This is a genomic window from Prauserella marina, assembly GCF_002240355.1.
GTDB classification, from domain to species: domain Bacteria; phylum Actinomycetota; class Actinomycetes; order Mycobacteriales; family Pseudonocardiaceae; genus Prauserella_A; species Prauserella_A marina.
On sequence record NZ_CP016353.1, the window covers coordinates 2,634,922 to 2,660,787 of the forward strand.

Here is a 25,866-nt window from a genome sequence, read left to right on the forward strand (position 1 = left end):
CCCTTCGTGATTCAGTCCCGAGCGTCGAGATCGACCCTGATCGTGGTGAGCCCTGTCCCGAAAGCCCGCACCACCGCGCTGTTGGCGGTGGGAAGGGTCGCGAGGCGGGCACGGGCGTCGTCGTCGGCGAGCAGGTGCGCCGTTCCGGTGAACCACCGGCCGCGCAGCCGGACCCGCACCCTGGGTTGTGCCTGGATGTTGCGCACGTACTGCGACTCGGTGCCGTACTCGGAAACGAACCAGAACTCGTCGCCGACGCGACGGCCGCCGATGGGCGTCGTGCGCGGAAGTCCCGACTTCCGGCCCGTCGTCTCCAGCAGGGTCTGGCCGGGCAACCTCCGGGCCACCCTGTTGGCGACGGTGCGCTGAAAAGTGGTGACGACTTTGCGCTGTATGTCCTGCCTGCGTGACATGTGCGTCCTCGGTCTCGTACTCGACGGTGATCCCGGTAGCACCCACGTTAGTGGATCTCCGCAGGTCGAGGTGCTCTCACGCGTCCAGGCCCGCTCCCGGAGGCCGGGATCGGGCGGCGCGATAGGGTGCTCGCCGATGACGATGCAGCTCCCACGCTCCGCACGCGCGGGGCGCCGTGTCCCCGTGTCCCCGCCGCTCAGGGCAGGGCGGAAGGTGTGGTTGCGGGACGTCACCCCCGCCGACCACCGCACGCTGGCCTGCTTCGACAGGGAGGCACGCGGCGAGGCCACCCTTGCCGGTGGCTACCGGCACTGGGCCGCGCACAGAGCAGGCGCGGGAGACTCAGGGGACGCCCAGTTCGCCATCGAGACCCTGCGCGGCGGCATGCTGGTCGGCTCGGTGTCCAGTATCCAGGCCGACCCGCGCTCGCACCGGTTCAGCTACGGGATCGGCATCGGCGCGCCACACCGGCGCTGCGGATACGCGAGCGACGCCATCACCGTCCTGCTCGCCGTCATGTTCTGGGAGCGTGGCTACCGCACCTGCGAGGTCAGCATCTACGGCGGCAACATCGCGTCGCTGTCGCTGCATGGCGCGCTCGGTTTCCGCGAGGAGGGCAGGGTGCGCGACACCGAACTGTCGCGCGACGGTGTGCGGTACGTGGTGCGCATGGCGATCAGCGCCCCCGAATTCGCCGCTCGCCACCCGAACGCGATCTCGGCCACCCCAGGCGCGGGCGAGCGCGGACGGCACTGGCGGCCGCGCAGGGGACGGCACTGGGATACCTAGCGGCGCCAAGTTTTCGTGTGGGCACTGAGGTTTTCCCCACCCCCGAATCGGGGGAGCACACCACTGACCCGCGCCGGTCGTCTCGCCAGAATGGTCTTGGCCCGACAAGTCCGTTCTGACAAGGGGATCATGTGGACACCACGAGCCTGAAGACCCGCCTCAACATTTGGTTCCAGCGCACGGCAGGGGGTGACCAGCGCCCGGTCCGGTTCGACATCGACAGGACCTATCCCACGCTGCGCGTACTCGACCACGCCTATCCCGCGATCCGCCGCGAAGCGCTCGGCGTGCTCGAACACAGGGACGAGGTGCCCGCCTACCACGACCTGGATCCCGACCAGGCCGACATCTCCGCGAGTACTCCCCGGCAATGGCGGGTGTTCTATCTGTGGGCCATGGGGGAGCGGGCAGGTGTCAACGCGCGACGCTGCCCCGAGACAGTCGCCGCGCTGGACTGTATTCCCAACCTGTTCCAGGCGTTCTTCTCGGTACTTGAGGCGGGAAAGTCGGTACCGGCGCACACCGGGCCCTATAGCGGCTATCTCCGGTATCACCTCGGTCTGGTGGTTCCGGGGGAGAATCCGCCGAGATTGCGGGTGCGCGATTGGAAGCACACCTGGGCGGAGGGACAGAGCGTGCTCTTCGACGACAGCTGGGACCACGAGGTCTACAACGACAGCGACGAGGACAGGGTGATCCTCATCGCCGACGTGCTGCGGCCCATGCCGCTTCCACAGCACCTCGCCAACCGGACGGCGGCGGTCATGGCCAGGCACACCTACGGAAAACGAGTGTTGCGCCGCGTCGAGCAACAGCGGGGCGCGACGGTGAACGCGCGGGTGTGAAGCCGCGCGAGTCCCGCGCTCCGACCGGCGAGTTCCGCGTTCGGGACGGCGAGTTCCGCGCTCGGGTGGGCGAGATCCGCGCCCACGCCGCCGAGATCCGCAACCAGCCCGGTGAGATGCGCGCCCAGGCGGCGGCGCCCCGTCATCAGTCCACTGTGGATCAGCAAGGGTCGAACGCGCGTCGTGATCCCGCGCGGTAAGGTCGCCTCCGGTAGAGCAGGACCGGCGGCAGGGGAGCGCGTGACACACGGCGAGCGGAGGGATGACGCCGGGTTCACGCCGTCCCTGGACGTCGTGTCGGGGCTCCCCGTACTCACCTGGCGGCCACGCCAGCCGGTGCTCGTGGTGTCGTCCGCGCCGCTCGGTGGCGGGCTCGGCCTCCGCCGGTGGTTGCTCAACGCGACGGTCCCGGCCGGATACACCGATCCCGCGCCGGAACGGTACGCGGCCAGCGTTGCCTCTCGGCTCGGTCTCGACGGCGAAGGCACCGGACTGCTCACCGCGGTCGACGTGCGCAACGTGCGCTCCCAAGCCGACAACGGCGTGCGGGTACATGCCACGACCGGCGTCGGGATGCCGATCTGGGCCGCGAGCGACCAGATTGGCGCCGGTCCAGTCGTGGCCGGAACGATCAACGTGGTCGCCCGGTTTCCCGTGCGTCTTTCCGAGGCCGCGCTCGTCAACGCCGTCGCCACGGTCGCGGAGGCGAAGGCGCAGGCGTTGCTCGACAGCGGTGTCGACGGCACGGGTACCTGCACCGACGCCACGATCCTGTGCTGTCCTGCCGACGGGCCTGCCGAAGCCTACGGGGGACCGCGATCGGTGGCGGGTTCCGCACTGGCGCGCGCCGTGCACGCCGCCGTCGGAGCGGGACTGCGGATCGCGGATCCCGGGTACTGGGGGTGGGCTCTCAGCGGCGAGCCCGTGAGACGACCAGGAGCGCGGTGAGCACCGCGACCGCGAGCACACCGGTTCCGGTCCAGACCATCCACGGTTGCACCGACAGTGGTGCGCCCTCCGCGCCGGGGGTTCGCCCTCCGTCCCTGCCGGTGACGACCACGGCGAGGATTCCGGCGACACTTGCCACGACGATCAACAGCGCGGCGACCCGGCGAGTCGTGCCCAGCGCGCCACGGAGTGCCCGCAGCCGTTCCAGCGGACGGGCCGGTGCGAGCAACCGCGCGATCAGCAGCAGCGCGACCGGAACCTGGAGCAGCCACAACGTCGTGCGCGGCCAGCCCTCGAACCACACATTGGTGCCGTACAACAGGGTGTGCCACACGCTGAGCACGTAACAGACAATGACGAACCGGTGCAGCGCCCGCCAGGCACGGGCGCCCGTCCGCTGCCGGAAGTAGTAGGCGAGCCCGAGCGGGATCGCGAGATAGAACGCGAGCAGGCCCAGCAGGATCGCGACCCTGCCGGTGCCCGAGGAATACCCGCCTGGCACGAAGGTGTCGACGAAGGCGCCGCCGATCCGGCCAAGCCAGCCGAGTTCGTCCTCGTTGTCCCGCACCAGTTCGAGGAAGAAAAGGAACGCGTGCGCGAACATCAGCCCGATGGTCGTCAGGCTGGTGGTCCGGTGCAGGCTTTCCACGCGCGCGGGTGACAGTGTCAGCTGATTCGGCCGCGCACTCGATCTGATGAGGCCGAGCATGGTGGTGAGCCAAGCCCACAGCAGTGCGGACCAGCCGAAAGCCTGGCACAGCCAGTACATCCAGTACGTCGCCGCGTCGGCGAGGTGCGGCATCACCGCGATGGTCGCCGACGTGCCCTGCTCGACTCTCCAGTAGAGCCAGCCGAAGATCACGAGGGTGACCACGAGCGCGGCGGTCGCGTCGGGAATCGCTCCGCGCAGGTCAGCTCTCAACCCGGGGCGCCGCCGGGTATCGGGAATGTGCTCTGTGGAGACCATCGGTACCCTTGCCGCCTTTCGCCCACCCACCACGATCCAGTCAAGCGGGCGCTGTCATGGCGCGCAAGAGCCAGTGCGGCCTAGCGGATTCCTGCCGTGGAACCATTGCGCGGCAAGCGGTTCTCACGCATCGCCGCGCCGCCTGAGCAGTTCCTCCCCCGCGGCGACATAGTTCTCGAACAGGTCGGTGACGTCATCGAGGCGTTGCCGGCCCGCTTCCGAACCGGCCAGTGCCTTGCCGTCCCGCAGTGCTCCGATGAACTGCCGCGCACGTTGGTGGCTCGCGGCGAGTAGTGTTTCCAGCCCGCCGGTGGCCTCGACGAGCAGCCTGCGGCTCCCGGCCTGCGGGATGGTGGTAGCCAGCCCCCACGCGACGAGTTCCCTCACCGCCGTGCTGATGGCTCCCTTGCTCAGGCCGAGTGCGCTCCCAAGCCGGTCGAGCGACACCGGATCCGGTTCCAGCAGCAGCCTGCCGTAGACCCGGCCGGTGGCGTGGGAAAGCCGCCACGAGGCGAGCAGATCGCCGATGGTGTTGACGAAACTTTCCTCCGCCGTCGCGCTCATGCCGGGCCTGCCTGTTCTTCGAGGAACCGCAGCAGGATCCGGCTGACCTCATCGGGCGCGTCCTGTGGGGCGAGGTGCCCCGCCGAGGGCACGGTGTCGAGCGGCGTGTTCTCGGCGGCCGCCCACGCCCGCATCGCGGTCGCGATGTTGCCCGTCTTGTCCTTCTCGCCGACCACGAGGCACAGTGGAATAGCGGTGCGGTAGCCGGGATCGGGCGCGACGAAGGCCGTCGTCGCCCGCCAGACCTCCACAAATTCGCGTTTGGACAGTTGTCCGAAGGCGCGGATGGCATCCTCGCGCGCCGCCGCCGTGACCGCCGAGGCGTTGGCCATCGTCTTCGGCAGCGAACGCGCGGGAACCAATGTGAGCAGCGGAGCCGCCATGCGCAACAGTTTCCGCTGTACCGGGCTCAACGGACCGGTGTTCCAGGTGGAGTCGACGACCGCCATTCCGGTGAAGGCGCTCGGGTCCCGCCGCACTGCCTCCTGCGCGATGTTGCCGCCGAGCGAGTGTCCGATGAGGATGGGCCGGTCGAGTTCGAGTTCCGAGCACAGTGCGGCGAGATCGTCGAGCGCGAGTTCGGCCGTGAAGGTCTCCGAGTTCGGCCTCGACTGTCCGTGTCCGCGCAGATCCCAGGTGACTGTCCGGAAACCGGCTTCGCTCACCGTGCGGTACTGGGCGTCGAAGACGTGATGGTCGATACCGGCGCCATGGAGGAACACGGCAGCGGTACCCGCTCCGCCGCTGTCGGCGTAGCGCAGGACGCAGCCCGGGCGGCGGAGACCATCGGTCAGATTTAGCATTTACTGAATATAGCAAACTTGTGCCGGATGCGGATCTCGCCGGTCTGGGTACGGATCTCGCCCACCGGGCGCGGATCTCGCCCACCTGGGCGCGGAACTTGCTGACCTGGACGCGGATCTGATTGACCGGGCGCAGATCTTGGGTACCCGGATGCGGATCTCGTCGGCACGAGCGCGGATCTCGCTGACGCGGGTGCGGATCTCGCCGACCTGAATGCAGAACTCGCCGACCGGGGTGCGGATCTCGCCCGCCCGGGCGGGGGACTCGCGGACTTGCCCGCTGACCCGCTGACCCGCTGACCCGCCGCGCGGGAGTTTTCCCTCCCCTGGAGGGAACGGGTCTCCCACCTGAGCGGGATCCGGCGGAGGCCACGGGGCGCGACGATCGACGGCATGGAAACGACCCGAGCCCGCCGCAGGATTCCGTTGTTCGTCTTCGCACTGTCGGCGATGGTGCTGACCGCGCTGTACGTGGTGTCGAAGGTGCACTTCGCGCTCGCCGGTGAACTGGGGGTCACCGGCGGGCCCGAGGTCGATCCCTCCTCGTACACGGCCTACGGGCCGGGCGAGGTGGCCGCGGCCCAGTGGGGCAACGTCGCGGTAGGGATGCTCGGCATCGGCGCGTTGCTGTTGCCGTTGCTGCCGGTCGCGCGAAGGTTGCCCCGCTGGGTGCTGATGGTTCCGCTGTTCGCGTTTGCGTTGCTGATGCTCGCCGGTGGAGTCGGCATGCTTGTCAGGGCACTGACCAGCGACGTCGGCGGTGCCGCTTTCGGCTGGTACAGCCTGGTGTGGTCGGCGCTCATCGCCATGACGGCGTTGCGCGTACGGGGCCGCGAGGCCGAGCGGAACCGAGCCGGTTTGGCCGTCACCACTGAGTGACTCGCGACTGTTTTCGCTGACCAGCGCCCTACTCGAACGTATGTCACCCCCATGGCTGCACTTGCCGCCATCGCGCGTTGCTTGCCGCCCTCCAGCCCCGGGATGCGGTGATGATGCCGCGTGGTCCCGGACACGAGGTGGGGAGTCTCATGCGACGGAGAGGTGCGGGCAGAAGCGCCAGGACGATCCTGGTGACGCTCGCGGCGGTGGTGGCGATGCCCGCCGCGGCGCTCGTGCAGTCGTCACAGGCCGCCACGGCGGATCCGGACAACGCCGCGCGTGCGGTACCACCACCGACCTCGACGACGTCCGTCGTCACCGTCAAGATGGGCGGCGATCGCAACGGTGACCAGTCCGTCGCTCCGCTGGCGGGTTCCACGCTCGGCCTCTACTCGTCGGAAACCGGCGGAAACCCGCTCTTCACCTGCACGTCCGACGCCGAAGGCGATTGCAGCTTCGTGGTGACCGGCACCGGCTCGGGAGGAGTCAACAGGGGCGGGCGGTTCTGGGTGCGGCAGATCTCCGCGCCCGCGGGCTGGGTCGGCAACGAAACCTTCCGGACAGGGGGCACCGCCTCGACCGCCTACCGGTTCCGGACACCCTCGCTCTACGGCGGCGAAACCTACAGTTCGACCGACAACTTCATGGTCGGTACCGGTTCGAACAACCAGGCCGCTTCCACCGGCACCTGGCAGCAATCGCGCGTCAACCCCGAATTGCCGGGCCAGTGCGGGCTCAGGGTCGCACTCGTACTCGACCTGTCCGGCTCCATGAACGGAAGCGTGCCGGCGCTCAAGTCGGCAGCCGACGCGTTCGTCGACAGCTTGCAGGGCACCCCGTCGTCCATGGCCTTGTTCACCTTCTCCAGTTATTCGCCCGCCACGAGAGCCCAAGCCAACTCACCCGGTCTCGCCTCGGTCTCCACCCGCGCCGACGCCGCCGCGTTCAAGCAGCAATGGGCGGGGTGGTCGAACGCCACGGCAAACGGGGGCACCAACTGGGACCGGGCGCTGTATGAGCCCGCGCTGGCGGCGGAGAACTACGACGTCACGGTGGTGGTCACCGACGGGATGCCCACCATGTACTCCACCCCCGAGGGGCCGGGCGGCACCGGGTCGATCACGTGCCTGAGGGAACTGGAGAGCGGCATCGTCTCCGCCAACGCGCTCAAGGCGAAGGGAAGCAGGGTGCTGGCCGTCGGAGTCGGCGACGGCACCTCGGGCAACGCCGCGGACAACCTCGCGGCCATCTCGGGACCGGACAAGTACGACGGAACCAACATCGAGACGGCCGACTACTTCCAGGAGGAGGACTTCGGCGGGGCCGCCGCCGCGCTGCGCTCACTCGCGCTCGCTCCCTGTACCCCGACGGTGTCGGTGATCAAGCAGATCAGAGCCGACGACGGCACGGTCTTCAACGCGCCGGAGGGCTGGACGTTCGACGGCGAGACGAGCACGCCCGGAACGACCATCGAGTCACCGCAGACCACGACCGCGAACGGCACGGGAGCCGTGAACTTCCCGCTCACCTACCAGGGTGGTGTCGAGTCGGCCGCGATCACCATCACCGAACGGCAACAAGCCGGATACCAATTGATTCAGCAGGACGGGAAAAACGCCGAGTGTGTCGAGCGGGTGTCCGAGCAGCCGGTCGAGGTCACCGACGATCCAGGCGGCGGGCCAGGGTTCACGATGGACGTCCCGCTGACGGGATCGGTCTCGTGCACGGTGCTGAACCAGGCGCCGCCGGACGTGGTCCCGGCGACGGTCGAGGTCGACAAGCAGTGGAGCGTGACGACGGGAGACGGCACACGCACCTACACCGACGGCACCCAGCCCACCGACCTACAGGCCACGCTGCGGCTCACCGACCCCGGCGGGCGCACCACATCGGATCAGGCGTGGGGAACCACGAGGACCGGATACTCGGCCGGTGAGCAGGTGACGGTGTCCGAGACGGCGAGGTTCGCCGACCTCGTGGACTGCACGCTGACCGGCGTCGAATTCGACGGGACGGCACTCGACCCGGGCGCGCCCTCGGCGACCGTGACCTTGGCCGGGGGAGCCAACGAGCACAGCATCACCAACCACGTCGACTGCCGGACGTCGCTGACGCTGGCCAAACGCGTCGCCGGTGGCGAAGCGGACGCCGGAAACTGGCTGCTGAAGGCGTTCGAGGCCGAGGGGAGCCTCCCCGGCCCTGCTGGGGTGAGCGGAAGCCCCGAGGCCACCGCCGAGGTGACGCCAGGCGCCAGGTACCAGCTCGCCGAACAGCTCACCGGCACCGATCCCGCGTTGCTGAACTACCGGCAGGTGGACAACCGAACCGACTACCAGAGCAATCCGCGCTCGACGGGGTCGATGAACTGCCTCGCCTATGGCAGGGACGGAACCCAGAAGCTTGGCTGGAACGACGGCATCAACGGCGGGGTCAACGTCGCGCTCGGCATGCACGTGGTGTGCTCGGCTGTCAACGAGACGGTTCCGCTGACGCTGGTCAAGGAGGTGCGCGGCGGGCAAGCCGTCCCAGGGGACTGGCGGATCACCGCGACACCGGTCGACCCCGACCCGGCTGGGGTGCCGGAACAGACGGTGCGCGGAACAGCGGGCGAGGGAGTGACGATCACGGTCCGGCCCGGTCAGGCATACCGGATCAGCGAGACCGGACCCGATACGCATTCACTGGAGTCCGTCGACTGCGGGCTCACCGAGTTCAGTTCGGCGGACACCCTGACCGTGGAATCGGGACAGCGCGGAAGATGCACCCTGGTGAACGCCTACCGTGGTGCGTCGCTGACCCTAGTCAAGGACGTGATCAACGAGCACGGCGGCGATGCGAAGCCGCGCGACTGGGTCCTGTCCGCCGACGGCCCCACGCCGGGCGTCTCCGGAAGGACGGGTGACTCGTCGGTGACCGATGCCGCCGTGGTCTCGGGGGACTACGTGCTCGCCGAGGAAGGCCCCGGCGGCTACACGGCATCGGAGTGGGCGTGCGCGGGGCGCGACGGTGATCTCGGAGTCGAACGGGCGACCGTGCCGATCGTTCCCGGCGACGACGTGACCTGCACGATCACCAACAGGGACAAGCCTGGCCCGGAACCGACCCCTTCTCCGGAGCCGACTCCGTCACCAGGCCCGTCGCCGGTGCCGCCGTCGCCTGGCCCGCCGCATGACGATCAGTCGGCCCTCGCGGGTACCGGAATGCCCGCGCTGGGGCTGGGCTTGGCGGGCCTGCTGCTGCTCGGTGCCGGTGTCTGGTTCGTGCTGCGCGCCAGGCAGAAGGAAACGGGGGAGGGAAGCGAGTGACGACCGGCGTCCCGCGCCGCCTCGCGAGTCCCCCGCCCAGGATGGGCGAGATCCGCGCTCGGGCCAGCGAGATCCGCGTTGGCGCCGGAACCGCCGGGTGCTCGGTCCGGACCCGGCCCGTCACGGGCCCGTTCGCCGCGGAACCCGTGAACTGAGGCACGCGTGGAACGACGAGCGGGGACCACCCGTCGCACGGTCATGGCTGGTTTCTCCATGGGACTTCGGATGTCAGCACTCGTCGTGGCCGCGGGCGCGCTGGTCGCCTGCTCGGGGGACGAACCACCGCAGGGTAAGCCGGTCGTCCCACAGGCATGGCTGACCAGCATGGACGAAGCCCTCGCCGAGGAAGGCGACGTGGGGGACATCCCGGTGCTCAGGGCTGAGTCCGGCTGCGCGCTGGTGGATCCTCCCGAGGTCGGGGAGTCGCAGAGCAGGTTGAGCGGCGCCGGCGTCAGTACCTTCGGCGAGACCGGCGAGCGCTACATCTGCGACTTCGGGTCCCCGCCGATGACCTTGGTCATCGGCAGGACCGAGACGGCGGAGGACTTCGAGGCCACCACCCTCAGCGCGGAGAGCCCCAGCGTGACCACGCACCAGATCGAGGGCGCGGACGTCGACGTGGAGGACTACACCTACCCCAACGGCCGGGCAGAGCAGACCGCCCAGATCCTCGATGCCGACCGGAACGCGTTCGTGTCCCTCCAGATCGAGACCAAGCCCGGCAGCGATCTGCCCGACGGCTGGGACACGCGGGACACCGCCCAGCTGCTCGCCGATCTGGTGCGTTCGTAGCCGGGCACGGCATCAGACCAGCACCGCGCGCGGCACACCGTCGCCGGTCAGCCTCCCCGCTTCGAGCCGCAGGCAGTGATCGGCGCGCAGCGCGTCGTCGAGATCATGGGTGGCTTGCACGACGGTGACCCCGGCCGCGCTGGCCTCGTCGATCACGTCGGCGATATCCCGTTTGGCCGCCTCGTCGAGTCCGGCCGTCGGCTCGTCGAGCAACAGCACTGACGCCTCCTGGGCCAGCCCCTGAGCGACGAGCGCCCGCTGGCGCTGTCCTCCCGACAACGCGCTGAGCCGACGGCTGGCGAGTGCGGCGATACCGAGTTTCTCAAGGCACTCCCTGACAATTCGTTTGTCCTTTGTGGATAACGGGAGCCATCGGTTCGCGGTCGCCCACCTGCCCATGGCGACCGTGTCCCACACCGTGACCGGCAACAGGTCGGCGACGGCGCTGCGCTGAACGACGTAGGCGGGATGCCCTCGCCAGCGGCGGGTGATCGTCCCCGAGGACGGGGCTACGACTCCGGCGAGCACGCCGAGCAGGGTCGACTTTCCCGAACCGTTGGCGCCGGTGATCGCGGTGACCCCGCCCAGTGGGAGCCGCGTGCTGATGCCGTCCAGCACCCGGCGTCCTCCGAGGTGGGCGGCCAGCCCGGTGATCGTGATGGCGTCCTGGTCGTCGCTGTGGGTCATGACACTTCCCGTTTGTAATGACATTCATTTTCACTATAGAGTGACCGCTCGTGGAGTGGTTGACAACCCCGTTCGAGGTCGGGTTCGTGCAGCGGGCGCTGGCCGGAGGCGTGCTCGTATCGCTGATCTGTGCGCTCGCGGGGACCTGGGTCGTGTTGCGGGGCATGGCTTTTCTCGGTGACGCGATGTCGCACGGGATGCTGCCAGGGGTGGCGCTCGCGTCGTTGCTCGGCGGCAACCTGGTTCTCGGTGCGGCGCTGAGCGCGGCGGCCATGGCACTCGGGGTGACCGCGCTGAACCGCTCTACGCGGTTGTCGCAGGACACCAGCATCGGGTTGCTCTTCGTCGGCATGTTGTCGGCCGGAGTCATCCTCGTGTCGCACTCCGACTCGTTCGCGGTCGACCTGACCGGCATGCTCTTCGGTGACATCCTGGCCGTTCGCGCCGGCGACCTGGGATTTCTCGTCGTCGCGTCGCTGGTCGCGCTCCTGGTTTCGGTACTGGGGCACAGGGCGTTCGTCGCGCTGGCCTTCGACGTTCGCAAGGCACACACGCTCGGTTTGCGGCCACGATGGGCACACGCCGTGCTGCTCGGTTTGCTGACACTCGCGATCGTGGCGTCCTACCACGTCGTGGGCACGCTGCTCGTCGTCGGGCTGCTGATCGCGCCACCGGCGACGGCCGTGCTGTGGGCGCGGCGCATCCCGATGATCATGGCGCTCGCCGCCGCGCTCGGCAGCATCTCCGTCGTCGTGGGACTGCTGTTGTCATGGCACTGGGGGACCGCGGCGGGCGCGACGGTCGCCGCCGTCGCCGTCGCACTGTTCTTCTGCTCGGCCCTCGCCACTCGGATCAGGGACAGAGCACGTACCGCTGACGAGAGGATTGAAGCAACATCGTGACAGCGCAACGACAATTCCGCCGCGGGGTCATTCCGCTGGCATTGGTGCTGCTCGCCGGATGCGGCGGCACGAACGACACAGCCGAGGACCCGGCGGCCAAGGAGGAAACTCCGCACGGCTACGTCGAAGGCGCCGAGGAGACAGCCGAAGCGCAGTCCCGGCTCGTCGTTGCCGACGAGGAAACGGGTCAGGTGCGCGTTCTCGACCTTGTCGGCGAGCATGAATGGCCCATCGAGCTACCCGTGGACAGCGTGGAAGGACTCATGGGAGACGGCAGGTTCGGCTACGTCGTCGCCGGCGGGGCGGTGCACATTGTGGACAGTGGTTCGTGGATGGTCGATCACGGCGACCACGTTCACTACTACCGATCGGAGCCCTCGGCGGCGGGCTCGGTCGAACTCGCCGCACCCTCGGCCGTGTTCTCCGGCCCGGTGATCACGTCGGTGTCCTCCGCTGAGGGGCCCGCGACGTTGCTCGACACGTCGGCGCTGGAGGAAGGAAATGCCGAGAGCGCAGGTGCGCTCGGCGAGGGCGGCGAAGCGGCTGTCGTCCCGTTCGGCGAGCACCTGCTCGTGCCGGCCACTCGCGAGGGAGCAGGCGTCATCGAGGTACGGCGGCAGGGAGGTGAGATCGTGGACACCCTCGCCGAACCGTGCCATGACCCTGGCGGCGTCGCGGTGACCCGGCTCGGTGTCGTGTTCGGTTGCCAGGACGGTGCGCTGCTGGTGAGCGAGAGCAAGGAAACGGTGCGAGGCGACAAGATCGGCTACCCAGAGCAGGTCGGGGAGGCCGACCGGGCACGGGAGTTTCAGCACCGTCCTGGCAGCACGACGCTCGTGGCGCGAGCGGGGGACACCGCGGTGTGGGTACTGGATGCCGCCGCTCGAACCTGGGCCCGGGTCGAGACGGGGCCGGTCACGGCAGCCAACACGGCGGGGGAGGGCGCGCCCCTGCTGACCCTCACCGCCGAGGGAGTGCTGCGGGCACACGACATCGACAGCGGAACCGAGACCGCGACGGCGCGGCTACTGGAGAAACCGGACCCGAGAGCAACGATCCTCGTCGACACCAGCAGGGCCTACGTCAACGATCCGCGAGCGGGCGTCGTCCACGAGATCGACTACAACGACGACGTGCGCGTCGCCCGGACCCTCTCCGTCGACATCGCGCCGACCCACATCGTGGAGACCGGCAGGTGAGCGCCGTGCGCGCCGCACTGTGCGCGGTACTGCTGGTGGTGCTGACCGGCTGTGCCGGAGCCGGAGCCGACCGGGCACACATCGTCGTGACCACGAACATCCTCGGCGACATCACCAGGAACATCGTCGGCGACGAGGCAAGGGTCACGGTGCTGATGAAGCCCAACGCCGACCCGCATTCGTTCGGCATCGCGGCGCGGCAGGCAGCGGACCTCGAAAACGCGGGTTTGGTCGTCCACAATGGACTCGGGCTGGAAGAGGGGATGGCCAGGCACGTCGAGGCCGCGCGGGAGTCGGGAGTCGCGACGGTCGCCGTCGGCGAACACATCGACCCCATTTCCTACCGTGCCGATGAAAGCGAGGGGGAACCGGACCCGCATTTCTGGACCGACCCCGTGCGCGTGCGGACGGCGGTCGAGGTGCTGGCGGAGCGGATCGGCGAGGAGGTCAGTGGTGTCGACTCCGGGGCGATCCAGGTCAACGCCGAACGCTACCTGCGCGAGCTCGACGAGTTGCACACCTGGATGGCCGAGCGGTTCGACGGAATCGGGAAGGACGGCCGCACTCTGGTCACCAACCATCACGTCTTCGGCTACCTCGCGGCCAGGTACGACTTCCGCGTAGTCGGCGCGGTCGTACCGAGCGGGACGACGCTGGCCTCACCGAGTGCTTCCGACCTCAGCGAGCTGGCGGGCACCATTCGCGAGGCCGGGGTTCCCGCGATTTTCGCGGACTCCTCACAGCCGGACCGGCTGGCCAGGGTGCTGGCCGAGCAGGCGGGACTGCACGTCGAGGTGCTCGCCCTGTTCTCGGAGTCGCTCAGCGAGCGGGACGGTCCGGCCGGGACGTACCTGGACATGATGCGCGCCAACACCGACACCATCGTCTCCGGCCTGCGGCGCGGCGACGGCTGAACGAAGCGGGAAAGAAAGGGAAGAGTTCATGGGAAACTTGTTGAGGTCGGCGGGCGTCGTGTCCGCGGTGACCGCCACCGTGGCGGTGGTCGCCGCGTGCGGTCCTGGTGAACGGGATGACGCGCCGCCCGAGGGGGCGGGTGCGGCGGGTGGTTCGGCTCAGGTCGCCGACCCGGTGGTGGTGAGCTACGACGGCGGTATCTACGTCCTCGAAGGGACGAGTCTCGACGTTGCCGAGGACATCAAGCTGGAGGGGTTCAACAGGCTCAACCCCGCCGGTGACGACCGGCATGTCATGGTGTCCACATCGGACGGATTTGTCGCGCTGGACGCCGTGGGCGCGCGGCTGACCGACATCGAGTTCCCCGGTGCCGAACCGGGACACGTGGTTCCGCACGCGGGAACGACCACGTTGTTCGCCGACGGCACCGGTGAGGTGACCGTGTTCGATCCGGCCCGACTGGCGGAAGGCAAGCCGGAAGCCGAGAACTACACCACCGCCGAACCCCACCACGGAGTCGCGTTGCGGCTCTCCGGTGGAGAACTCGTCGTCACGCTCGGCAACGAGCAGGACAGGGTCGGCATGATGGTGCTGGGCGAGGACCGGACCACGGAACTCGCTCGCAACGAGGACTGCCCCGGTGTGCACGGAGAAGCCACGGCACAGGGAGAGGCCGTCGTCGTGGGCTGCGAGGATGGCGTCCTCGTGTACCGGGACGGCGACATCAGCAAGGTCGACAGCCCCGACGAGTACGGCAGGATCGGCAACCAGGCCGGTTCCGAGGTCTCGCCGGTGGTTCTCGGTGACTACAAGCGGGACGAGCTCGCCGAACTGGAGCGGCCGGAGCAGGTGTCGCTGATCGACACCGTCGACGGCACGATGGAGCTGGTCGATCTCGGCACCAGCTACACCTTCCGGTCGCTGGCGCGCGGTCCCGAAGGCGAGGCGCTGGTGCTCGGAACCGACGGCGCGATCCACGTCATCGACCCGGAGAGCGCGACCGTCGAGCGCACGATCCCCGTTCTCGGCCAATGGGAGGAACCGCTCGAATGGCAGCAACCCCGGCCCGCGCTGTTCGTCAGGGGCAACACGGCGTACGTCACGGATCCGGCCGAGAAGACGGTGGCCGCCGTCGATCTGGCTTCCGGTGAGAAGGTCGCGACCGCGACCCTCGACGAGGCCCCCAACGAGCTGAGCGGAGTCGCCGGACACTAGGGCCTGCCGTGCGCGGCAGGCTACGAGATTGTCAGACACGACCTGAGCGGCGTGGTGGTGGGGCGTCGTCCTCACCACCACGCCGTCACGGTTTGCGGGCCAGCCCGGCGAGAATGAGTTGCTGAACGTCGAGTTTCGGCTTGGTTTTCGGACCGTCCGGCCACCAGTCACACGGCAACACCAGGCCGGGCGACACGAGTTCGAGATCGGCGAAGAACTCCTCGATCTCCGTCCTGGTGCGGAACCGGCCGCTGCCCATCGGCCCGGACAGCAGTACTTCCTCCAGTTTCTTTGCCAGCGCGGACAGTTCGCTGCCGTCGGCGGGATCGTAGAAGTGACTGAGCGCGATGTACGAACCGGAAGGAAGCGCATCGACGAGCTCGGCCATGATGTCGTGCGGCCGCTGATCGTCGGGAACGTGGTGCAGCGTCGAGATCTGGTACAGCGCGAGCGGTTCATCGAAGTCGATGTGCTTGCGCACGACCGGATCGGCGAGCAGTTCCGAAGGCCGGGTGAGATCGGCAGGCGAGAAGAAGGTGAAGTCGTTTTCCTCAAGCAGCGCCCTGCCATGCGCCTGCACGACGGGATCGTTGTCGACGTAGACCACCCGGGCGTTGAGGTTGAGCCGCTGCACGACCTGGTGGGTGTTCTCGGCGCTGGGCAGTCCCGAACCGAGGTCGAGGAACTGGTCCAGCCCGACCTCGGAGGCGAGAAAGCGGCTGACCCTGATCAGCCATTCCCTGTTGTCCCTCGTCATGGTCTGGATGTCGGGGGCTACGGCGATGAGCTGGCTGCGTACCTCGCGATCGACGGCATAATTGTCCTTGCCGTCGAGCATCGCGTCGTAGACCCTGGCGATGCTCGCACTCGTGGTGTCGACAACCCGCGCGATCGCCTGGCGTGAGGATGAAAACTCGTCGTGCGGCATCGAGCGTCCCCGTCCGAAATCCGATGTCAGCCGATACGGAGCGTATAAGAAGGCACTCGATTCGTGAACAACCCACCCCCCACCCGGGTTGTCCGGTGCCCGTCGGCACTGGAATCATGTCGCCACCGCGCACGCCGCCCGTGCAGTAGCGGCGGGCGAACCCGAGCGAATACGGGGCCGAGGACACATGACTGACGCTGATCTGGTCGGGGACCGCATTTACAATCCCATGGTCGCCCCGCACAAGGACGAGCCCGCGCCGTTGTTCCGGATGCTGAGGGACGAGGAGCCGGTGGCCTACCATCCGGTTCTGGACGCGTGGCTGGTCACCCGCTACGACACGGTCCGCGCCGTCGCCGCCGATCCCGAGCGGTTCTCGTCGCGATACTCGACGCCGCTACATCCCGAATTGCAGCAACCCGAGGTCGCCGAGGTGCTGGCAGGCGCGCATCCGATGGGGACCAACATCGTCGAGGCCGACGGCGAGGAACACACCGGGCTGCGCGCGGTGTGGCAGCACGCGCTGCACGGCCCGCGCGTCAACGCGTTCCGGCCCGCGATGGCGGACATCGCCGGCGAGCTGATCGGCGCCTTCACCGGCGACGAGGCCGATCTGGTCGGCGAGTACGCCCAGCCGTTCGTGCAGTCGGTCATCGGTACCCTGCTCGGGATTCCCCGTGAGGAATGGGACCTCGCCTACGGCTACGGCATGGACCTGCTGGACTGGGCCAATCCACTGAGCCCCGTCGAGGACAAGGTCGCCGCGGCGAGGCGGTTCGTGGAAAGCGACGCGTACTTCCGGGCGCTGTTCGAGCAGCGTGGTCGCGTGCCCGGCGAGGACATCGCGTCGTTGCTGGTGACCAGTGGTGTGTCCTTCGAGGACTTCTTGATGATCCTGCGCACCTTCTACGCGGCCGGCATCGACACCACGAGGGACGCGATCACCAGCACGATCCACTCCGTGCTGCGCAACGGTTTGTGGCCTTCCGTCGTGGCCGATCCCAGCATGATCGTCGCCGCCGTCGAGGAGACGCTTCGCAGGGACGCGCCCCATCGCGGGCTGCTGCGCACCACGACCACGGCCGTCACGCTCGACGGCGTCGATGTCCCGGAAGGGGCGCGGTTGCTGCTGCTTTACGGCTCCGCCAACAGGGACGAGCGGCGGTTCGCCGATCCGGACGCGTTCCTGGTCACGCGATCAGGTCTGCGGGGAGCGGAAGGGCATCTCGGTTTCGGGCACGGCATCCACGTCTGTGTCGGCGCCCATCTGGCCCGCACCGAGGCGCGGGTCGCCGTCGAGGCCCTTGCCCAGCGGTTGCCCGCGCTGTCGCTTTCCGGTGGGTTCAGTCCGGACTATGTGGGCAGTTTCTTCTTCCGGGGACTTGCCCGGCTGCCGGTGACGACGGGCTGAACGCCGACCCGGCGACCGCGGCGATCGGGGAGTGCGCGCGGCGGTATCGGGCGGTCCGCTAGTCCACAAGGGACGTTCAAGGGGCCGCGGTGCACGGGTTGCCGCTGTCGCGCGGGCCGTGCTAGCGTTGCGCCGCGCCCCGGATGGGCCGAACGCATGGAGGTAACGGCTTCTCAGCCACACACGGAGATTGATGCCATCGGCGTCTCTCGCGGTTGACGCATTCCTTTGCACTGGCAGGGGTTCCGCGTTGTCCGGCCCATGTTCGGTGACCTGTCCTGTTCCGGCGGTTCTTCCGGCATGCCGATTCCGTTGCTCCTGTCGTTGTGCTGTGTCGCCGCGCCCTCATGCGCGATGAAACAACGAGAGGACACAGCGACAGTGACACAGGGCGAGCTCGAATCGTTCGAACGGCAGCTCATCGCCGAGTTCAGGGAGAACGAAGGGAAGATGAGCGGGATGTTCGCTGGTGCGACACTGTGCGTGCTGACGACCATCGGCGCGAAAACGGGGCTGCGAAGGGAAAAGCCGCTCGCTTACCTGGAAATCGACGGCCACGCACTCGTGGTGGCGTCCGCGGGCGGGGCGGACCGCGATCCCGGCTGGTACCACAACATACTGGCGACCCCCATGGTGACCGTCGAGACCGGAACGGACACCTACCGGGCCATCGCGACTCCCGCGAAGGGTGCGGAACGCGACCGGCTTTTCGCGGCCGTCGTCGAACACAGTCCCGGATTCGCCGACTATCAGGCCACCACGGAGCGCGTCATTCCGGTGGTGACGCTGCGCCGGATAGGCGGCGACGGTGAGGAACGAGTGCGTGGGCTCGGCGACTTCCTCGCCGAGGGGCACGAATGGCTTCGCGATGGGCTGACCAGTGTCCGCGCGCGGCTCTCGGCGACCATCGAAGGCGAGGCTTCGGTGTCCGCTGCCTCCGGTCCCAGTCTGGCGCGACAGTTGCGCGCGCACTGTCTCGACTTTTGCGGCGCGTTGCACCAGCACCACGAGGGCGAGGACAGGGGCGCGTTCCCGATACTGGCGCGACGGTATCCCGAGCTGGCGCCGGTGCTCGACCGCCTCGGCGAGGAACACCGAGTGGTCAGCGCGCTGCGCGAGCGGATCGAAGCGCTCGTAGCGGCCGAGGGCTCAGCCGATCCGGTGCGGTTGCGAGACGAACTCGACCAGCTCGCCGCCGAACTGGAGAGCCATTTCGCCTACGAGGAGCGCACGATCGCCGAGGCGCTCAACACACTGGGCCCCGCGCCGGGCATTCCGTGATCATTGGAGTCCGCTGTGGGCTTTGACTGTATTCAGTGGTCAAGGCAAGGAGCGTAGCGGTACTGCTCGCCGTCGGTTCCGGTCAGCGTCAGGATCCGCACGTCCTCGTCGAGCGCGTTCTTTCCGCTGCCGACTCTGACGCTGAAAGCGGTGTCCTCGCCGGACTGCCGACACACCTCGATCCTGCCGCTGCCGTCGGCTCGCCAGGTGAACACCTCGCGTTCCGTCGTCAGCGCGTTGGCGTGCTCGAACCAGCCGGTTCCGTCCGGCAGGAACGCGACGCCGTCGGATTCCATCGCCCCGAGATACAGGGAGCCGTCGTCCCACGTGCCCAGCAACGACGTGACCTCGGCTGGCGGAGAGACCGCCGACAGCAGCCGCGCGTCCAGCCGCCACAGGTAGGCTCGCCCGTACGGGCCGTTCTCCAGTCCGCGAACCAGCGCGGTGGGCAGGTCGCGCGCGATCCGCGGTGATCGTGAGGCCGCGGCGAGAGCGATGGTGGCGACGGTGTCGACGTCGCCGGTGAACGCGACGCAGGAACGGAGAATGCCGCTGAGCCCAGCGCTTCCGGCGATCGCGGTCAGCGCGGCTCGCACGCTCATCGTGGCCTTTGCTCCGACCGGTCCTTCCCACGGCACGGCCCAGCCGCCCGTCCCTCCGCTGGCCAGGACCTGCCGCTCGATCCACGCGGCGATTTCCGGAACGGGGCCGAGGTCGGCGTGGCAGTAGTGCACGGCGAGGGCGGCGGCGACGGCGCTCTCGGCCCCGGATGGCGTGTCGTGGGTGACCTTCGCCTGGAGACGAGCGTGGTGGATCACGTCTGTGACGGTGGGCAGCAGACCGATCGGGCCCGCCCGCATGGCGGCCCCGCTTTTGTCGCTGTGCGGGGATATCCGGCGAAGTAGCTCGTCGCCGTCGCCGACCGTGCGAATCAGCTGGGCGAATCCGCGAGCATAACCGTCACGGGGATCGCGGCGGAACACCTCGACAAGGCGGTCTGCCACCTCGCGCCGGGTCCACGGCTGTCCGGAGATCAGCAGTTCGGCGACCGCGAGGGATTGTTGCGTGTCATCGGTGTAGTTGCCTGGCCGCACCCCGTCGTGCCTGGGGTGTCGCACATAGCCGGTCAGCGTGTTGTCCGTCGCGACCGCATCGGCGGCGACGTATTCGAAACCGGCGCCGTATGCGTCGCCGACCGCGAGTTCGACCAGCACCGCGTCCGCCTTTCCTCGATGGTGCTTCCATCGTCTCAGCGTGGCGGGCTACCGGATGCGGGGCCCAGGAGCATCTCGCACGACGACCTTGCGGAGTTTGCCGAGCGCGCGATGCTGCGCGACCCGTACCGCGCCCGGCGTCATGCTCAGTGCCTTGGCCGTCTCGTCACCCGACATGCCGACGAGAAGCCGGAAGATGAGCACGTCGCGTTCTTTCGGACTCACTCTGTGCAGCAATTGGTCGACATAGCCACTCAGTTCCCGGTCGAGGCACCGCTGAACGGGATCGGCGCCCGCTTCCTCGGGGTCCACCGAACCAGGCAGGGCGTCCAGTGACGTCTCCCTGCGGGAGATTTCTCTCCGGTAGTGGTCGACGACCTTGTTCGCGGCGATGCGGTAGGCGAAGGCGCGGAAGGAACCCGTGCTTCGCGCCTGATAGTGGGGGAGTGCGAGGAAGATGCCGAGGCAGGCGTCCTGCGCGACGTCGTCCGCCGTGCCGAAATTACCGCTGCCTCTGCCGATCCGGGCGCGGCAGTACCGCACGATGATGGGCCTAAGGTGACACAGGAGCTGTTCGGTCGCGTCGCGGTCGCCGGTCACCGCGGCGGCCGCGAGTTCGTCGAGACGGTCGCGGTCGGCGTTGCCCTGGTCGCTGAGCACAGTCGCGTTCAGACGGTGCCGGGTGATGGCCTCGGGTCGGTAGCGGAGCCTGCTCGGGGCTTCGGGGTGCCTTCCATCCGTCACTTCCTCGTGCCAACGCGGGATCAGCGCATTCGTCCGAAGCGGGCACGCGCTGTGTCCGGCAACCTTATTGCCGCGGCGCGGGCCGATGGTCGCGTTCGCGTAACGAGAAGAGATCATCGCAGAGAAGTCAACGATTTCCCCGCATGGCAACGACTTGCTCAACAAGTCACGTGCGGCCTTCGCGGTATGTCAAGGAATTCGCGGTCGGTCAGGCTCCGGAATCGCTGGACAGGATGTCGAGGGCGCGCAGGAACACCGTCCGTTCCTCGGCGGTGAGACGGGACAGCAGGTGCTCTTCCTTGCGCTGGATGTCGTTTTGCGCGGCGGTGCGCACCCGGGCCCCCTCGGGTGTGAGTGAAAGAAGATTGGCTCTGCGGTCGGCGGGATCGGCGTGCCGCTCGATGAGCCCCTGTTGCTGTAGCCCGTCGAGCACCCGGATCAGGCGAGTCTTGTCGGCGCCGATCGATTCCGCGAGCGCCGCCTGCGTGCGCATGGGTTGTTCATCGAGGGCGGTCAGCACCGCGTAACCCCACATGGTCAGGTCGTGTTCGCGCAGGACGGGCAGCTCGGCGGCGATGAGTGACCGGCCCAGCGGTCCGATCATCGCCGCGAGGTCCTTGCGTGCTGGGGTCGTTTCGTGCTGGGCCATGAATCGAAGGATAAGTTCTTGACTCAACGATAAGCATGTGCACATCATGGGCACATGCTTACTAATCTCCCTGACAATCTTCCCGAACTCGACGCGGGCGCCGTGCGGGCCGGCCTCGACGTGGTCGCGCGGGTCACCTCCGCTGACCTGCGATTGCCGACCCCGTGTGCCGAGTGGTCGCTCGGCGACCTGCTCGCCCACATGACGGCGCAGCACCACGGCTTCGCCGCCGCGGCCGAAGGCGAGGGAGCCGACCCCTCCGCGTGGCGCCTCCGCCCGCTCGGCGACGACCCCGTCAGCGACTACCTCACCTCGGCGAACAAGGTGCTCGCCGCCTTCGCCCGGCCGGGCGTGCTGGAACGTCCGTTCGCGCTACCCGAGATCCATCCGGACACCGTGCCGGGCAGGCTGGCGGTGAGCTTCCATTTCGTCGACTATGTCGTGCACGGCTGGGACGTCGCGGTCAGCCTCGGCCTGCCTTTCGACCCCGGCGCGAACGAGGCGGAAGCCGCGTTGCGGATTGCCCTCCAGGTTCCCGGTGGCGACAGCAGGCTTGAGCCGGGTGCGGCGTTCGGTCCCGTGGTTCCCGCCCAGGCCGAGGCGTCCACTATGGACCGGGTGCTGGCCGCGCTCGGCCGGTCACCACAGTGGACTCCCGCTACGGCCGGCCGGGCCGGCGCCGAGGGCTCGTGGAGTTCTCGCCCGCGCCGTCGAGTTCCGCACTCGGGCCGGTGAGATCCGCGCCCAGGACGGTGAGATCCGCGCCTGGGACACCGAGTTCCGCGGTCCGGTCAGCGAGATCCGCGCAGGTGGTCCCGAGGCCGGTTCACCTTCGGGCCGTCCGGCGCCACATGCCCGTTGGCGCCGCAGCGGATATCGCCGTCCTGGCCGGGCGGCGATCTCGGCGTCCCGAGTGCGGATCTCGGCCGCCCGAGCGGGGATCTCGCCGTTCCGGGTGCGGATCTCGGCCGCCCGAACGCGGATCTCGGCGTCCTGAGTGCGGATCTCGCCGGTCCCGACGCGGATGTCGCCGTTCTGGACGCGGGACTCACCCGGCCGCGCCGCTCGCCCGCTGCCCGGCCGCGCCCGCTCGCCGGCACCAGCCTGCCCATCAGTGACGGGACTTCCGGTACCTGTGCACGGCCAGCGGGACGAAGATCGCCAGCAGCAGGACCGGCCAGCAGATCGCCAGCAGAAACGGATGATCCGCCATCCAGGTCTGGCCCGTGCTCGCCGACGTACCGAACAGTTCCCTCGTCGCCGCGACCGTCGACGACATGGGATTGGCCTCGGCGACGACACCGAGCCAGCCGGGCATCAACGCGGGGGCCACGAAGGTGTTCGCGACCATCGCGAACGGGAGAACGAGCGGATAAAGCATGGCCGAGGAGTCGGGGGAGCGCAGCACGAGACCGATGTAGATGCCGACCCACACCAGCGCGAACCGCAGCAGCAACAGCAGTCCGACGGCCGCGGCAGCTTCGAGGACACTGCCTTGCCACCGCCAGCCCACCAGGACGCCGCAACCCAGCAGGACCACGAGATCGGCACTCGCTCTCGTCATGTCGGAAAGGCTGCGCCCCACCAGTATCGCCGCCGACGAGATCGGCATCGCCATGAACCGGTCGGTGACACCACGTTCCCTGTCGGTGACGACGGCGCTGATGGTGATGACCAGGCCGAACACCATGGTCATGCCGAACAGTCCAGGAAGCAGGTAGTCGAGGTAGTCGCCGCCGCCAGGAACGGTCATCGCGCTGCCGAACACGTACCCGAACAGCAGGACCGAGATGAGCGGAAAGGCCAGACTGCCGAGCAGTTCCTCGGGAGAGCGCCACCAGTAGGTCAGGTTGCGCCGGGTCATCGTCGCGCTGTCGGCCAGCGCGGCGCGCAGCTTTTCGGTTCTGTTGCAGGGAATCACGATCGTCGTCATGCGTTGTCCTTTCCGGTCAGGCGAACGAACACCTCGTCGAGCGTCGGGCGGCGCAGAGCGATGTCGCGCACCGCGACCTTCTCGTCGTCGAGCGCGCGGGCGATGCGGGCGAGCGTGGCCACCCTGTCGCGCGCCGGAACGCTGATCTTGCAGGCGTCGCGGGCGATGTCGGGTGCGCTGTCCGTGACACCGGCAAGCAGCAGGCTCACCCTGGTCAGGTCGCTCGATTCGCCGACGAGCACGTCGATGCGATCGCCCCGCAACGCGGACTTCAGCTCGTCGGGGGTTCCGCTGGTGATGACTCTGCCGTGGTCGATCACGCTGATCGAGTCGGCCAGATTGTCGGCCTCGTCGAGAAAATGGGTGGTCAGCACCACCGTGGTGCCGTTGGTGACGAGGGTGCGGACCGCATGCCACACGTCCATCCGGTGGCCGGGGTCCATGCCGGTGGTCGGCTCGTCGAGAAAGAGCACGGGCGGCGCCATGATGAAGCTGATCGCCAGGTCCAGTCGCCTGCGCATGCCGCCGGAATAGCCTTTCGGCTTGCGGTCGGCGGCATCGCCGAGGTCGAATTGTTCGAGCAGTTCGTTCGTCCTGCGCTTGGCGGCCGCGCGGCCGAAGCGGTAGAACCTCGCGAACATTTCGAGGTTTTCCCTGCCCGACAGCATGTCGTCGACGGCGGTTCGCTGTCCTGCGAGGCCGATGCGATAGCGGACCCCTGACGGATCGCCGCGCACGTCGTGGCCCGCGACTCGCGCGGTGCCGCCGTCTGGGCGCAGCAGGGTCGACAGGATGCGCACCACCGTGGACTTGCCTGCCCCGTTGGGGCCGAGCAGGCCATGCACGGTGCCCTCCCGCACTTCGAGGTCGACTCCGTCCAGTGCGCGGGTCGAGCCGAATCGCTTGGTGAGGCCCGTCGCGAGCACCGCGGGTTCCCCTCGATTGCCGGGCCGGGTCGATGTCTTCGTCATCGCGCTCCTTCGGTTCGAACTAAGTATACTTCAATGTATATACGCGAAAGTATACTTTTGCCAAGAGGGCTGCTCTCGCGTGGTTCCTGATCCGGAGTGAGCGACAATGAAGGCGATGACGCACGACGACAGCACGGACCGGACGACGCCGGTGGCTACTGAACGCGGTTCGGGCAGGCGGCTCGGTCGTGCCGAACGCCGCGAGCAGATCATCGACGCCGCGACTCGCGCCTTCGCGGAGGCAGGGGGCTTCGCGCAGGCGGGGCTCGCCGATGTCGCGTCGGCTGCCGGTGTCACGCGGATGATCCTGTACCGGCACTTCGATTCGAAGACCGAGCTGTACCGGGCCGCCATCGACAGGGCTGCCGAGCGTTTGCACGCGGCCGCCGTCGTCGACGGCGAGATGGACGACGAGAGCGTGGCGCGAGTGTTTCGCTGGGCCAGGTCCGAACCCGACGCGTTCCGCCTGCTGTTCCGGCACGCCGCGCGGGAACCGGAGTTCAGGGACGACATCGACGAACTCAAGGCCGCGATGATCGCGCGGGTGCGGCCCTATCTTGAGGAAACGATCACCGGCGAGCCATGGCAGGCATGGGCCGCCCAGTTTTCCACGCTCGTCATCATCGAGGCGGTCATGGCGTGGCTGGACGCCGGCGCGCCGGGTGGCGACGACGCGATCCACCGCATTCTGCGCTCGGTCGACAGCGCCATCGAATCGATCGGTTCCGGCTGAATCGTCGCGCTCGCTTGACCTTGACACCGGTGTCAGGCCATAGCGTGAGCGCATGAACGAGCCAACGATCACCGGACCGAAGATCCTCGCCGTCGTCGCGCACCCCGACCGGCAGTCGCTGACCTGGAAGATCACCGAGCGCGTTGGTTCGGCGATCACCGAAGCCGGTGGCCGGTTCTCGACGCTCGACCTGTATGCCGACGACTTCTCCCCGGCCTACGACAACGTCGACAGGCAACACTTCCGCGCGGCGGAGGGGCTTCCCGGCGACGTCGTGGCGCATCAGGCCCTCATCGACGAAGCGGACGCGCTGGTGGTGATCTTCCCGGTGTTCTGGTGGTCGATGCCCGGCGTGCTCAAAGGATGGTTCGACAGGGTTTTCGCGCGGGACTGGGCCTACGACATCGCCGAGGACGGTTCCGATCACGGCAGGCTCGGCGACAGGTCGATGCACTCGATCGCCATCGCGGGCGCGGGGCAAGGCGTCTACGAGCGGCACGGCTATCGCGACGCGCTGCACGCGCAGCTCACGCACGGCATCTTCGAGTACTGCGGAGTGCGCGATCCGGGCTCGCACCTGATCTTCGGATCCGAGAATCCCGACAAGATCGATGAGCACTTCGCACAGGCGGGCTTGATCGGTGAGGAGCTGGTGGCAGCCGCGAACCTCGCCAGGACGGCGGTCGCCGCGACGACGTGAACGCTCTTACGGCAGGCGATGGTCGTGCCCCGAACCGGGTACGGGTTTGGGGGCATGACTATTCTGTACGCCCTTCCG

General features: G+C 68.3%; 26 protein-coding genes. 15 read left to right on the forward strand and 11 right to left on the reverse strand.

The genetic code is table 11. The features are described from left to right. Nucleotides 1-11 precede the first annotated feature (11 nt). Nucleotides 12-413 carry a nitroreductase/quinone reductase family protein gene (locus BAY61_RS12250; protein ID WP_091797180.1) on the reverse strand — a complete coding sequence of 134 codons (402 nt, stop codon included), beginning with the start codon at nt 411-413 and terminating at the stop codon, nt 12-14. Between the two features lie 136 nt (nt 414-549). On the opposite strand from BAY61_RS12250, the gene BAY61_RS12255 reads away from it, so the two are divergent. The 3 genes from BAY61_RS12255 to BAY61_RS12270 all read left to right on the forward strand — a co-directional run bounded on the left by BAY61_RS12255 (nt 550) and on the right by BAY61_RS12270 (nt 2,996). Continuing rightward, nucleotides 550-1,203, forward strand: coding sequence for a GNAT family N-acetyltransferase (locus BAY61_RS12255; RefSeq protein WP_245866027.1), 654 nt, complete (start codon nt 550-552; stop codon nt 1,201-1,203). Between the two features lie 131 nt (nt 1,204-1,334). After that, nucleotides 1,335-2,048, forward strand: a complete 714-nt coding sequence (locus tag BAY61_RS12260) for an aspartyl/asparaginyl beta-hydroxylase domain-containing protein (RefSeq protein WP_211323438.1) — start codon at nt 1,335-1,337, stop codon at nt 2,046-2,048. A 240-nt stretch (nt 2,049-2,288) separates the two neighbouring features. Next, a complete protein-coding gene (locus BAY61_RS12270; protein WP_245866028.1) occupies nt 2,289-2,996 on the forward strand; it encodes an adenosylcobinamide amidohydrolase in 708 nt (235 codons plus the stop codon). Here BAY61_RS12270 and BAY61_RS12275 read toward each other — a convergent pair. From BAY61_RS12275 to BAY61_RS12285, 3 genes are all read right to left on the reverse strand, one after another. After that, the gene (locus tag BAY61_RS12275) at nt 2,959-3,963 is read right to left on the reverse strand and encodes a ferric reductase-like transmembrane domain-containing protein (RefSeq protein ID WP_091797184.1); all 1,005 of its coding nucleotides are present in this window, start codon (nt 3,961-3,963) and stop codon (nt 2,959-2,961) included. The two genes, BAY61_RS12270 and BAY61_RS12275, sit on opposite strands and share 38 nt — an antisense overlap. A 123-nt stretch (nt 3,964-4,086) precedes the next feature. Then, nucleotides 4,087-4,527: a GbsR/MarR family transcriptional regulator gene (locus BAY61_RS12280; protein WP_091797186.1), complete on the reverse strand. Its 441-nt coding sequence runs from the start codon at nt 4,525-4,527 to the stop codon at nt 4,087-4,089. Beyond that, entirely contained in the window at nt 4,524-5,330 is an 807-nt protein-coding gene (locus BAY61_RS12285; RefSeq protein ID WP_091797188.1) for an alpha/beta fold hydrolase, read from the reverse strand. Before BAY61_RS12285 ends, BAY61_RS12280 begins: the two co-directional genes overlap by 4 nt. 393 nt (nt 5,331-5,723) lie before the next feature. Here BAY61_RS12285 and BAY61_RS12290 point away from each other — a divergent pair, with 393 nt between their 5' ends. The 3 genes from BAY61_RS12290 (at nt 5,724) to BAY61_RS12300 (ending at nt 10,306) form a co-directional block, all read left to right on the forward strand. After that, the gene (locus tag BAY61_RS12290; protein WP_091797190.1) at nt 5,724-6,209 is read left to right on the forward strand and encodes a hypothetical protein; all 486 of its coding nucleotides are present in this window, start codon (nt 5,724-5,726) and stop codon (nt 6,207-6,209) included. Nucleotides 6,210-6,358: 149 nt separating this feature from the next. After that, complete coding sequence (locus BAY61_RS12295) at nt 6,359-9,514, forward strand: VWA domain-containing protein (protein WP_211323437.1); 3,156 nt, start codon at nt 6,359-6,361, stop codon at nt 9,512-9,514. A 225-nt stretch (nt 9,515-9,739) separates the two neighbouring features. Beyond that, nucleotides 9,740-10,306 carry a hypothetical protein gene (locus BAY61_RS12300; protein WP_143021320.1) on the forward strand — a complete coding sequence of 189 codons (567 nt, stop codon included), beginning with the start codon at nt 9,740-9,742 and terminating at the stop codon, nt 10,304-10,306. A gap of 12 nt (nt 10,307-10,318) precedes the next feature. Here the strand turns inward: BAY61_RS12300 and aztA are convergent, their stop codons facing one another. Further along, a complete protein-coding gene (gene aztA / locus BAY61_RS12305) occupies nt 10,319-10,993 on the reverse strand; it encodes a zinc ABC transporter ATP-binding protein AztA (protein ID WP_091797194.1) in 675 nt (224 codons plus the stop codon). A gap of 50 nt (nt 10,994-11,043) precedes the next feature. On the opposite strand from aztA, the gene aztB reads away from it, so the two are divergent. The 4 genes from aztB to aztD are packed head-to-tail and all read left to right on the forward strand — an operon-like array spanning nt 11,044 to nt 15,224. Then, nucleotides 11,044-11,895 carry a zinc ABC transporter permease AztB gene (gene aztB, locus BAY61_RS12310; RefSeq protein ID WP_091797196.1) on the forward strand — a complete coding sequence of 284 codons (852 nt, stop codon included), beginning with the start codon at nt 11,044-11,046 and terminating at the stop codon, nt 11,893-11,895. Next, the gene (locus BAY61_RS12315; protein WP_245866030.1) at nt 11,892-13,094 is read left to right on the forward strand and encodes a hypothetical protein; all 1,203 of its coding nucleotides are present in this window, start codon (nt 11,892-11,894) and stop codon (nt 13,092-13,094) included. Before aztB ends, BAY61_RS12315 begins: the two co-directional genes overlap by 4 nt. Further along, on the forward strand, nt 13,091-14,008 hold the full coding sequence (gene aztC / locus BAY61_RS12320; RefSeq protein ID WP_091797199.1) for a zinc ABC transporter substrate-binding protein AztC: 918 nt from the start codon (nt 13,091-13,093) through the stop codon (nt 14,006-14,008). Before BAY61_RS12315 ends, aztC begins: the two co-directional genes overlap by 4 nt. Nucleotides 14,009-14,036: 28 nt before the next feature. Beyond that, complete coding sequence (aztD, locus tag BAY61_RS12325) at nt 14,037-15,224, forward strand: zinc metallochaperone AztD (RefSeq protein ID WP_091797201.1); 1,188 nt, start codon at nt 14,037-14,039, stop codon at nt 15,222-15,224. Nucleotides 15,225-15,309: 85 nt separating this feature from the next. On the opposite strand, the gene BAY61_RS12330 is transcribed toward aztD, so the two are convergent. Continuing rightward, nucleotides 15,310-16,152, reverse strand: a complete 843-nt coding sequence (locus BAY61_RS12330; RefSeq protein WP_091797203.1) for an SAM-dependent methyltransferase — start codon at nt 16,150-16,152, stop codon at nt 15,310-15,312. A 187-nt stretch (nt 16,153-16,339) separates the two neighbouring features. Here BAY61_RS12330 and BAY61_RS12335 point away from each other — a divergent pair, with 187 nt between their 5' ends. Then, nucleotides 16,340-17,563 (forward strand): cytochrome P450, encoded by a 1,224-nt coding sequence (locus BAY61_RS12335; RefSeq protein ID WP_091797205.1) that lies wholly within the window; start codon nt 16,340-16,342, stop codon nt 17,561-17,563. Between the two features lie 381 nt (nt 17,564-17,944). After that, on the forward strand, nt 17,945-18,844 hold the full coding sequence (locus tag BAY61_RS12340) for a nitroreductase/quinone reductase family protein (protein ID WP_245866032.1): 900 nt from the start codon (nt 17,945-17,947) through the stop codon (nt 18,842-18,844). 32 nt (nt 18,845-18,876) lie between these two features. Here the strand turns inward: BAY61_RS12340 and BAY61_RS12345 are convergent, their stop codons facing one another. From BAY61_RS12345 to BAY61_RS12355, 3 genes are all read right to left on the reverse strand, one after another. Further along, on the reverse strand, nt 18,877-20,058 hold the full coding sequence (locus BAY61_RS12345; protein ID WP_211323436.1) for an ADP-ribosylglycohydrolase family protein: 1,182 nt from the start codon (nt 20,056-20,058) through the stop codon (nt 18,877-18,879). Nucleotides 20,059-20,106: 48 nt separating this feature from the next. After that, nucleotides 20,107-20,802 (reverse strand): sigma-70 family RNA polymerase sigma factor, encoded by a 696-nt coding sequence (locus tag BAY61_RS12350; RefSeq protein ID WP_245866034.1) that lies wholly within the window; start codon nt 20,800-20,802, stop codon nt 20,107-20,109. A gap of 208 nt (nt 20,803-21,010) precedes the next feature. Then, nucleotides 21,011-21,451 (reverse strand): MarR family winged helix-turn-helix transcriptional regulator, encoded by a 441-nt coding sequence (locus BAY61_RS12355; protein ID WP_091797209.1) that lies wholly within the window; start codon nt 21,449-21,451, stop codon nt 21,011-21,013. 54 nt (nt 21,452-21,505) lie between these two features. On the opposite strand from BAY61_RS12355, the gene BAY61_RS12360 reads away from it, so the two are divergent. Continuing rightward, nucleotides 21,506-22,186, forward strand: coding sequence for a TIGR03086 family metal-binding protein (locus tag BAY61_RS12360; RefSeq protein WP_091797211.1), 681 nt, complete (start codon nt 21,506-21,508; stop codon nt 22,184-22,186). Between the two features lie 376 nt (nt 22,187-22,562). On the opposite strand, the gene BAY61_RS32850 is transcribed toward BAY61_RS12360, so the two are convergent. Beyond that, the gene (locus BAY61_RS32850) at nt 22,563-23,384 is read right to left on the reverse strand and encodes an ABC transporter permease (RefSeq protein ID WP_170140023.1); all 822 of its coding nucleotides are present in this window, start codon (nt 23,382-23,384) and stop codon (nt 22,563-22,565) included. After that, nucleotides 23,381-24,355 carry an ATP-binding cassette domain-containing protein gene (locus BAY61_RS32855; RefSeq protein ID WP_170140022.1) on the reverse strand — a complete coding sequence of 325 codons (975 nt, stop codon included), beginning with the start codon at nt 24,353-24,355 and terminating at the stop codon, nt 23,381-23,383. Before BAY61_RS32855 ends, BAY61_RS32850 begins: the two co-directional genes overlap by 4 nt. A 115-nt stretch (nt 24,356-24,470) precedes the next feature. Between BAY61_RS32855 and BAY61_RS12370 the strand changes: the two genes are divergently transcribed. Both BAY61_RS12370 and BAY61_RS12375 read left to right on the forward strand, forming a co-directional pair. Then, nucleotides 24,471-25,088 carry a TetR/AcrR family transcriptional regulator gene (locus BAY61_RS12370; RefSeq protein WP_091798804.1) on the forward strand — a complete coding sequence of 206 codons (618 nt, stop codon included), beginning with the start codon at nt 24,471-24,473 and terminating at the stop codon, nt 25,086-25,088. A 52-nt stretch (nt 25,089-25,140) separates the two neighbouring features. After that, nucleotides 25,141-25,788: an NAD(P)H-dependent oxidoreductase gene (locus BAY61_RS12375; RefSeq protein ID WP_091797213.1), complete on the forward strand. Its 648-nt coding sequence runs from the start codon at nt 25,141-25,143 to the stop codon at nt 25,786-25,788. The last annotated feature ends 78 nt before the right edge of the window (nt 25,789-25,866 follow it).

Coding starts and splice junctions, on each gene's coding strand:
- BAY61_RS12250 (WP_091797180.1), bottom strand. CDS start 413: ATGTCACGCAGGCAGGACATACAGCGCAAAGTCGTCACCACTTTTCAG.
- BAY61_RS12255 (WP_245866027.1), top strand. CDS start 550: ATGACGATGCAGCTCCCACGCTCCGCACGCGCGGGGCGCCGTGTCCCC.
- BAY61_RS12275 (WP_091797184.1), bottom strand. CDS start 3,963: ATGGTCTCCACAGAGCACATTCCCGATACCCGGCGGCGCCCCGGGTTG.
- BAY61_RS12280 (WP_091797186.1), bottom strand. CDS start 4,527: ATGAGCGCGACGGCGGAGGAAAGTTTCGTCAACACCATCGGCGATCTG.
- BAY61_RS12285 (WP_091797188.1), bottom strand. CDS start 5,330: ATGCTAAATCTGACCGATGGTCTCCGCCGCCCGGGCTGCGTCCTGCGC.
- BAY61_RS12290 (WP_091797190.1), top strand. CDS start 5,724: ATGGAAACGACCCGAGCCCGCCGCAGGATTCCGTTGTTCGTCTTCGCA.
- BAY61_RS12295 (WP_211323437.1), top strand. CDS start 6,359: ATGCGACGGAGAGGTGCGGGCAGAAGCGCCAGGACGATCCTGGTGACG.
- BAY61_RS12300 (WP_143021320.1), top strand. CDS start 9,740: ATGTCAGCACTCGTCGTGGCCGCGGGCGCGCTGGTCGCCTGCTCGGGG.
- aztA (WP_091797194.1), bottom strand. CDS start 10,993: ATGACCCACAGCGACGACCAGGACGCCATCACGATCACCGGGCTGGCC.
- aztD (WP_091797201.1), top strand. CDS start 14,037: ATGGGAAACTTGTTGAGGTCGGCGGGCGTCGTGTCCGCGGTGACCGCC.
- BAY61_RS12330 (WP_091797203.1), bottom strand. CDS start 16,152: ATGCCGCACGACGAGTTTTCATCCTCACGCCAGGCGATCGCGCGGGTT.
- BAY61_RS12335 (WP_091797205.1), top strand. CDS start 16,340: ATGACTGACGCTGATCTGGTCGGGGACCGCATTTACAATCCCATGGTC.
- BAY61_RS12355 (WP_091797209.1), bottom strand. CDS start 21,451: ATGGCCCAGCACGAAACGACCCCAGCACGCAAGGACCTCGCGGCGATG.
- BAY61_RS12360 (WP_091797211.1), top strand. CDS start 21,506: ATGCTTACTAATCTCCCTGACAATCTTCCCGAACTCGACGCGGGCGCC.
- BAY61_RS32850 (WP_170140023.1), bottom strand. CDS start 23,384: ATGACGACGATCGTGATTCCCTGCAACAGAACCGAAAAGCTGCGCGCC.
- BAY61_RS32855 (WP_170140022.1), bottom strand. CDS start 24,355: ATGACGAAGACATCGACCCGGCCCGGCAATCGAGGGGAACCCGCGGTG.
- BAY61_RS12370 (WP_091798804.1), top strand. CDS start 24,471: ATGACGCACGACGACAGCACGGACCGGACGACGCCGGTGGCTACTGAA.
- BAY61_RS12375 (WP_091797213.1), top strand. CDS start 25,141: ATGAACGAGCCAACGATCACCGGACCGAAGATCCTCGCCGTCGTCGCG.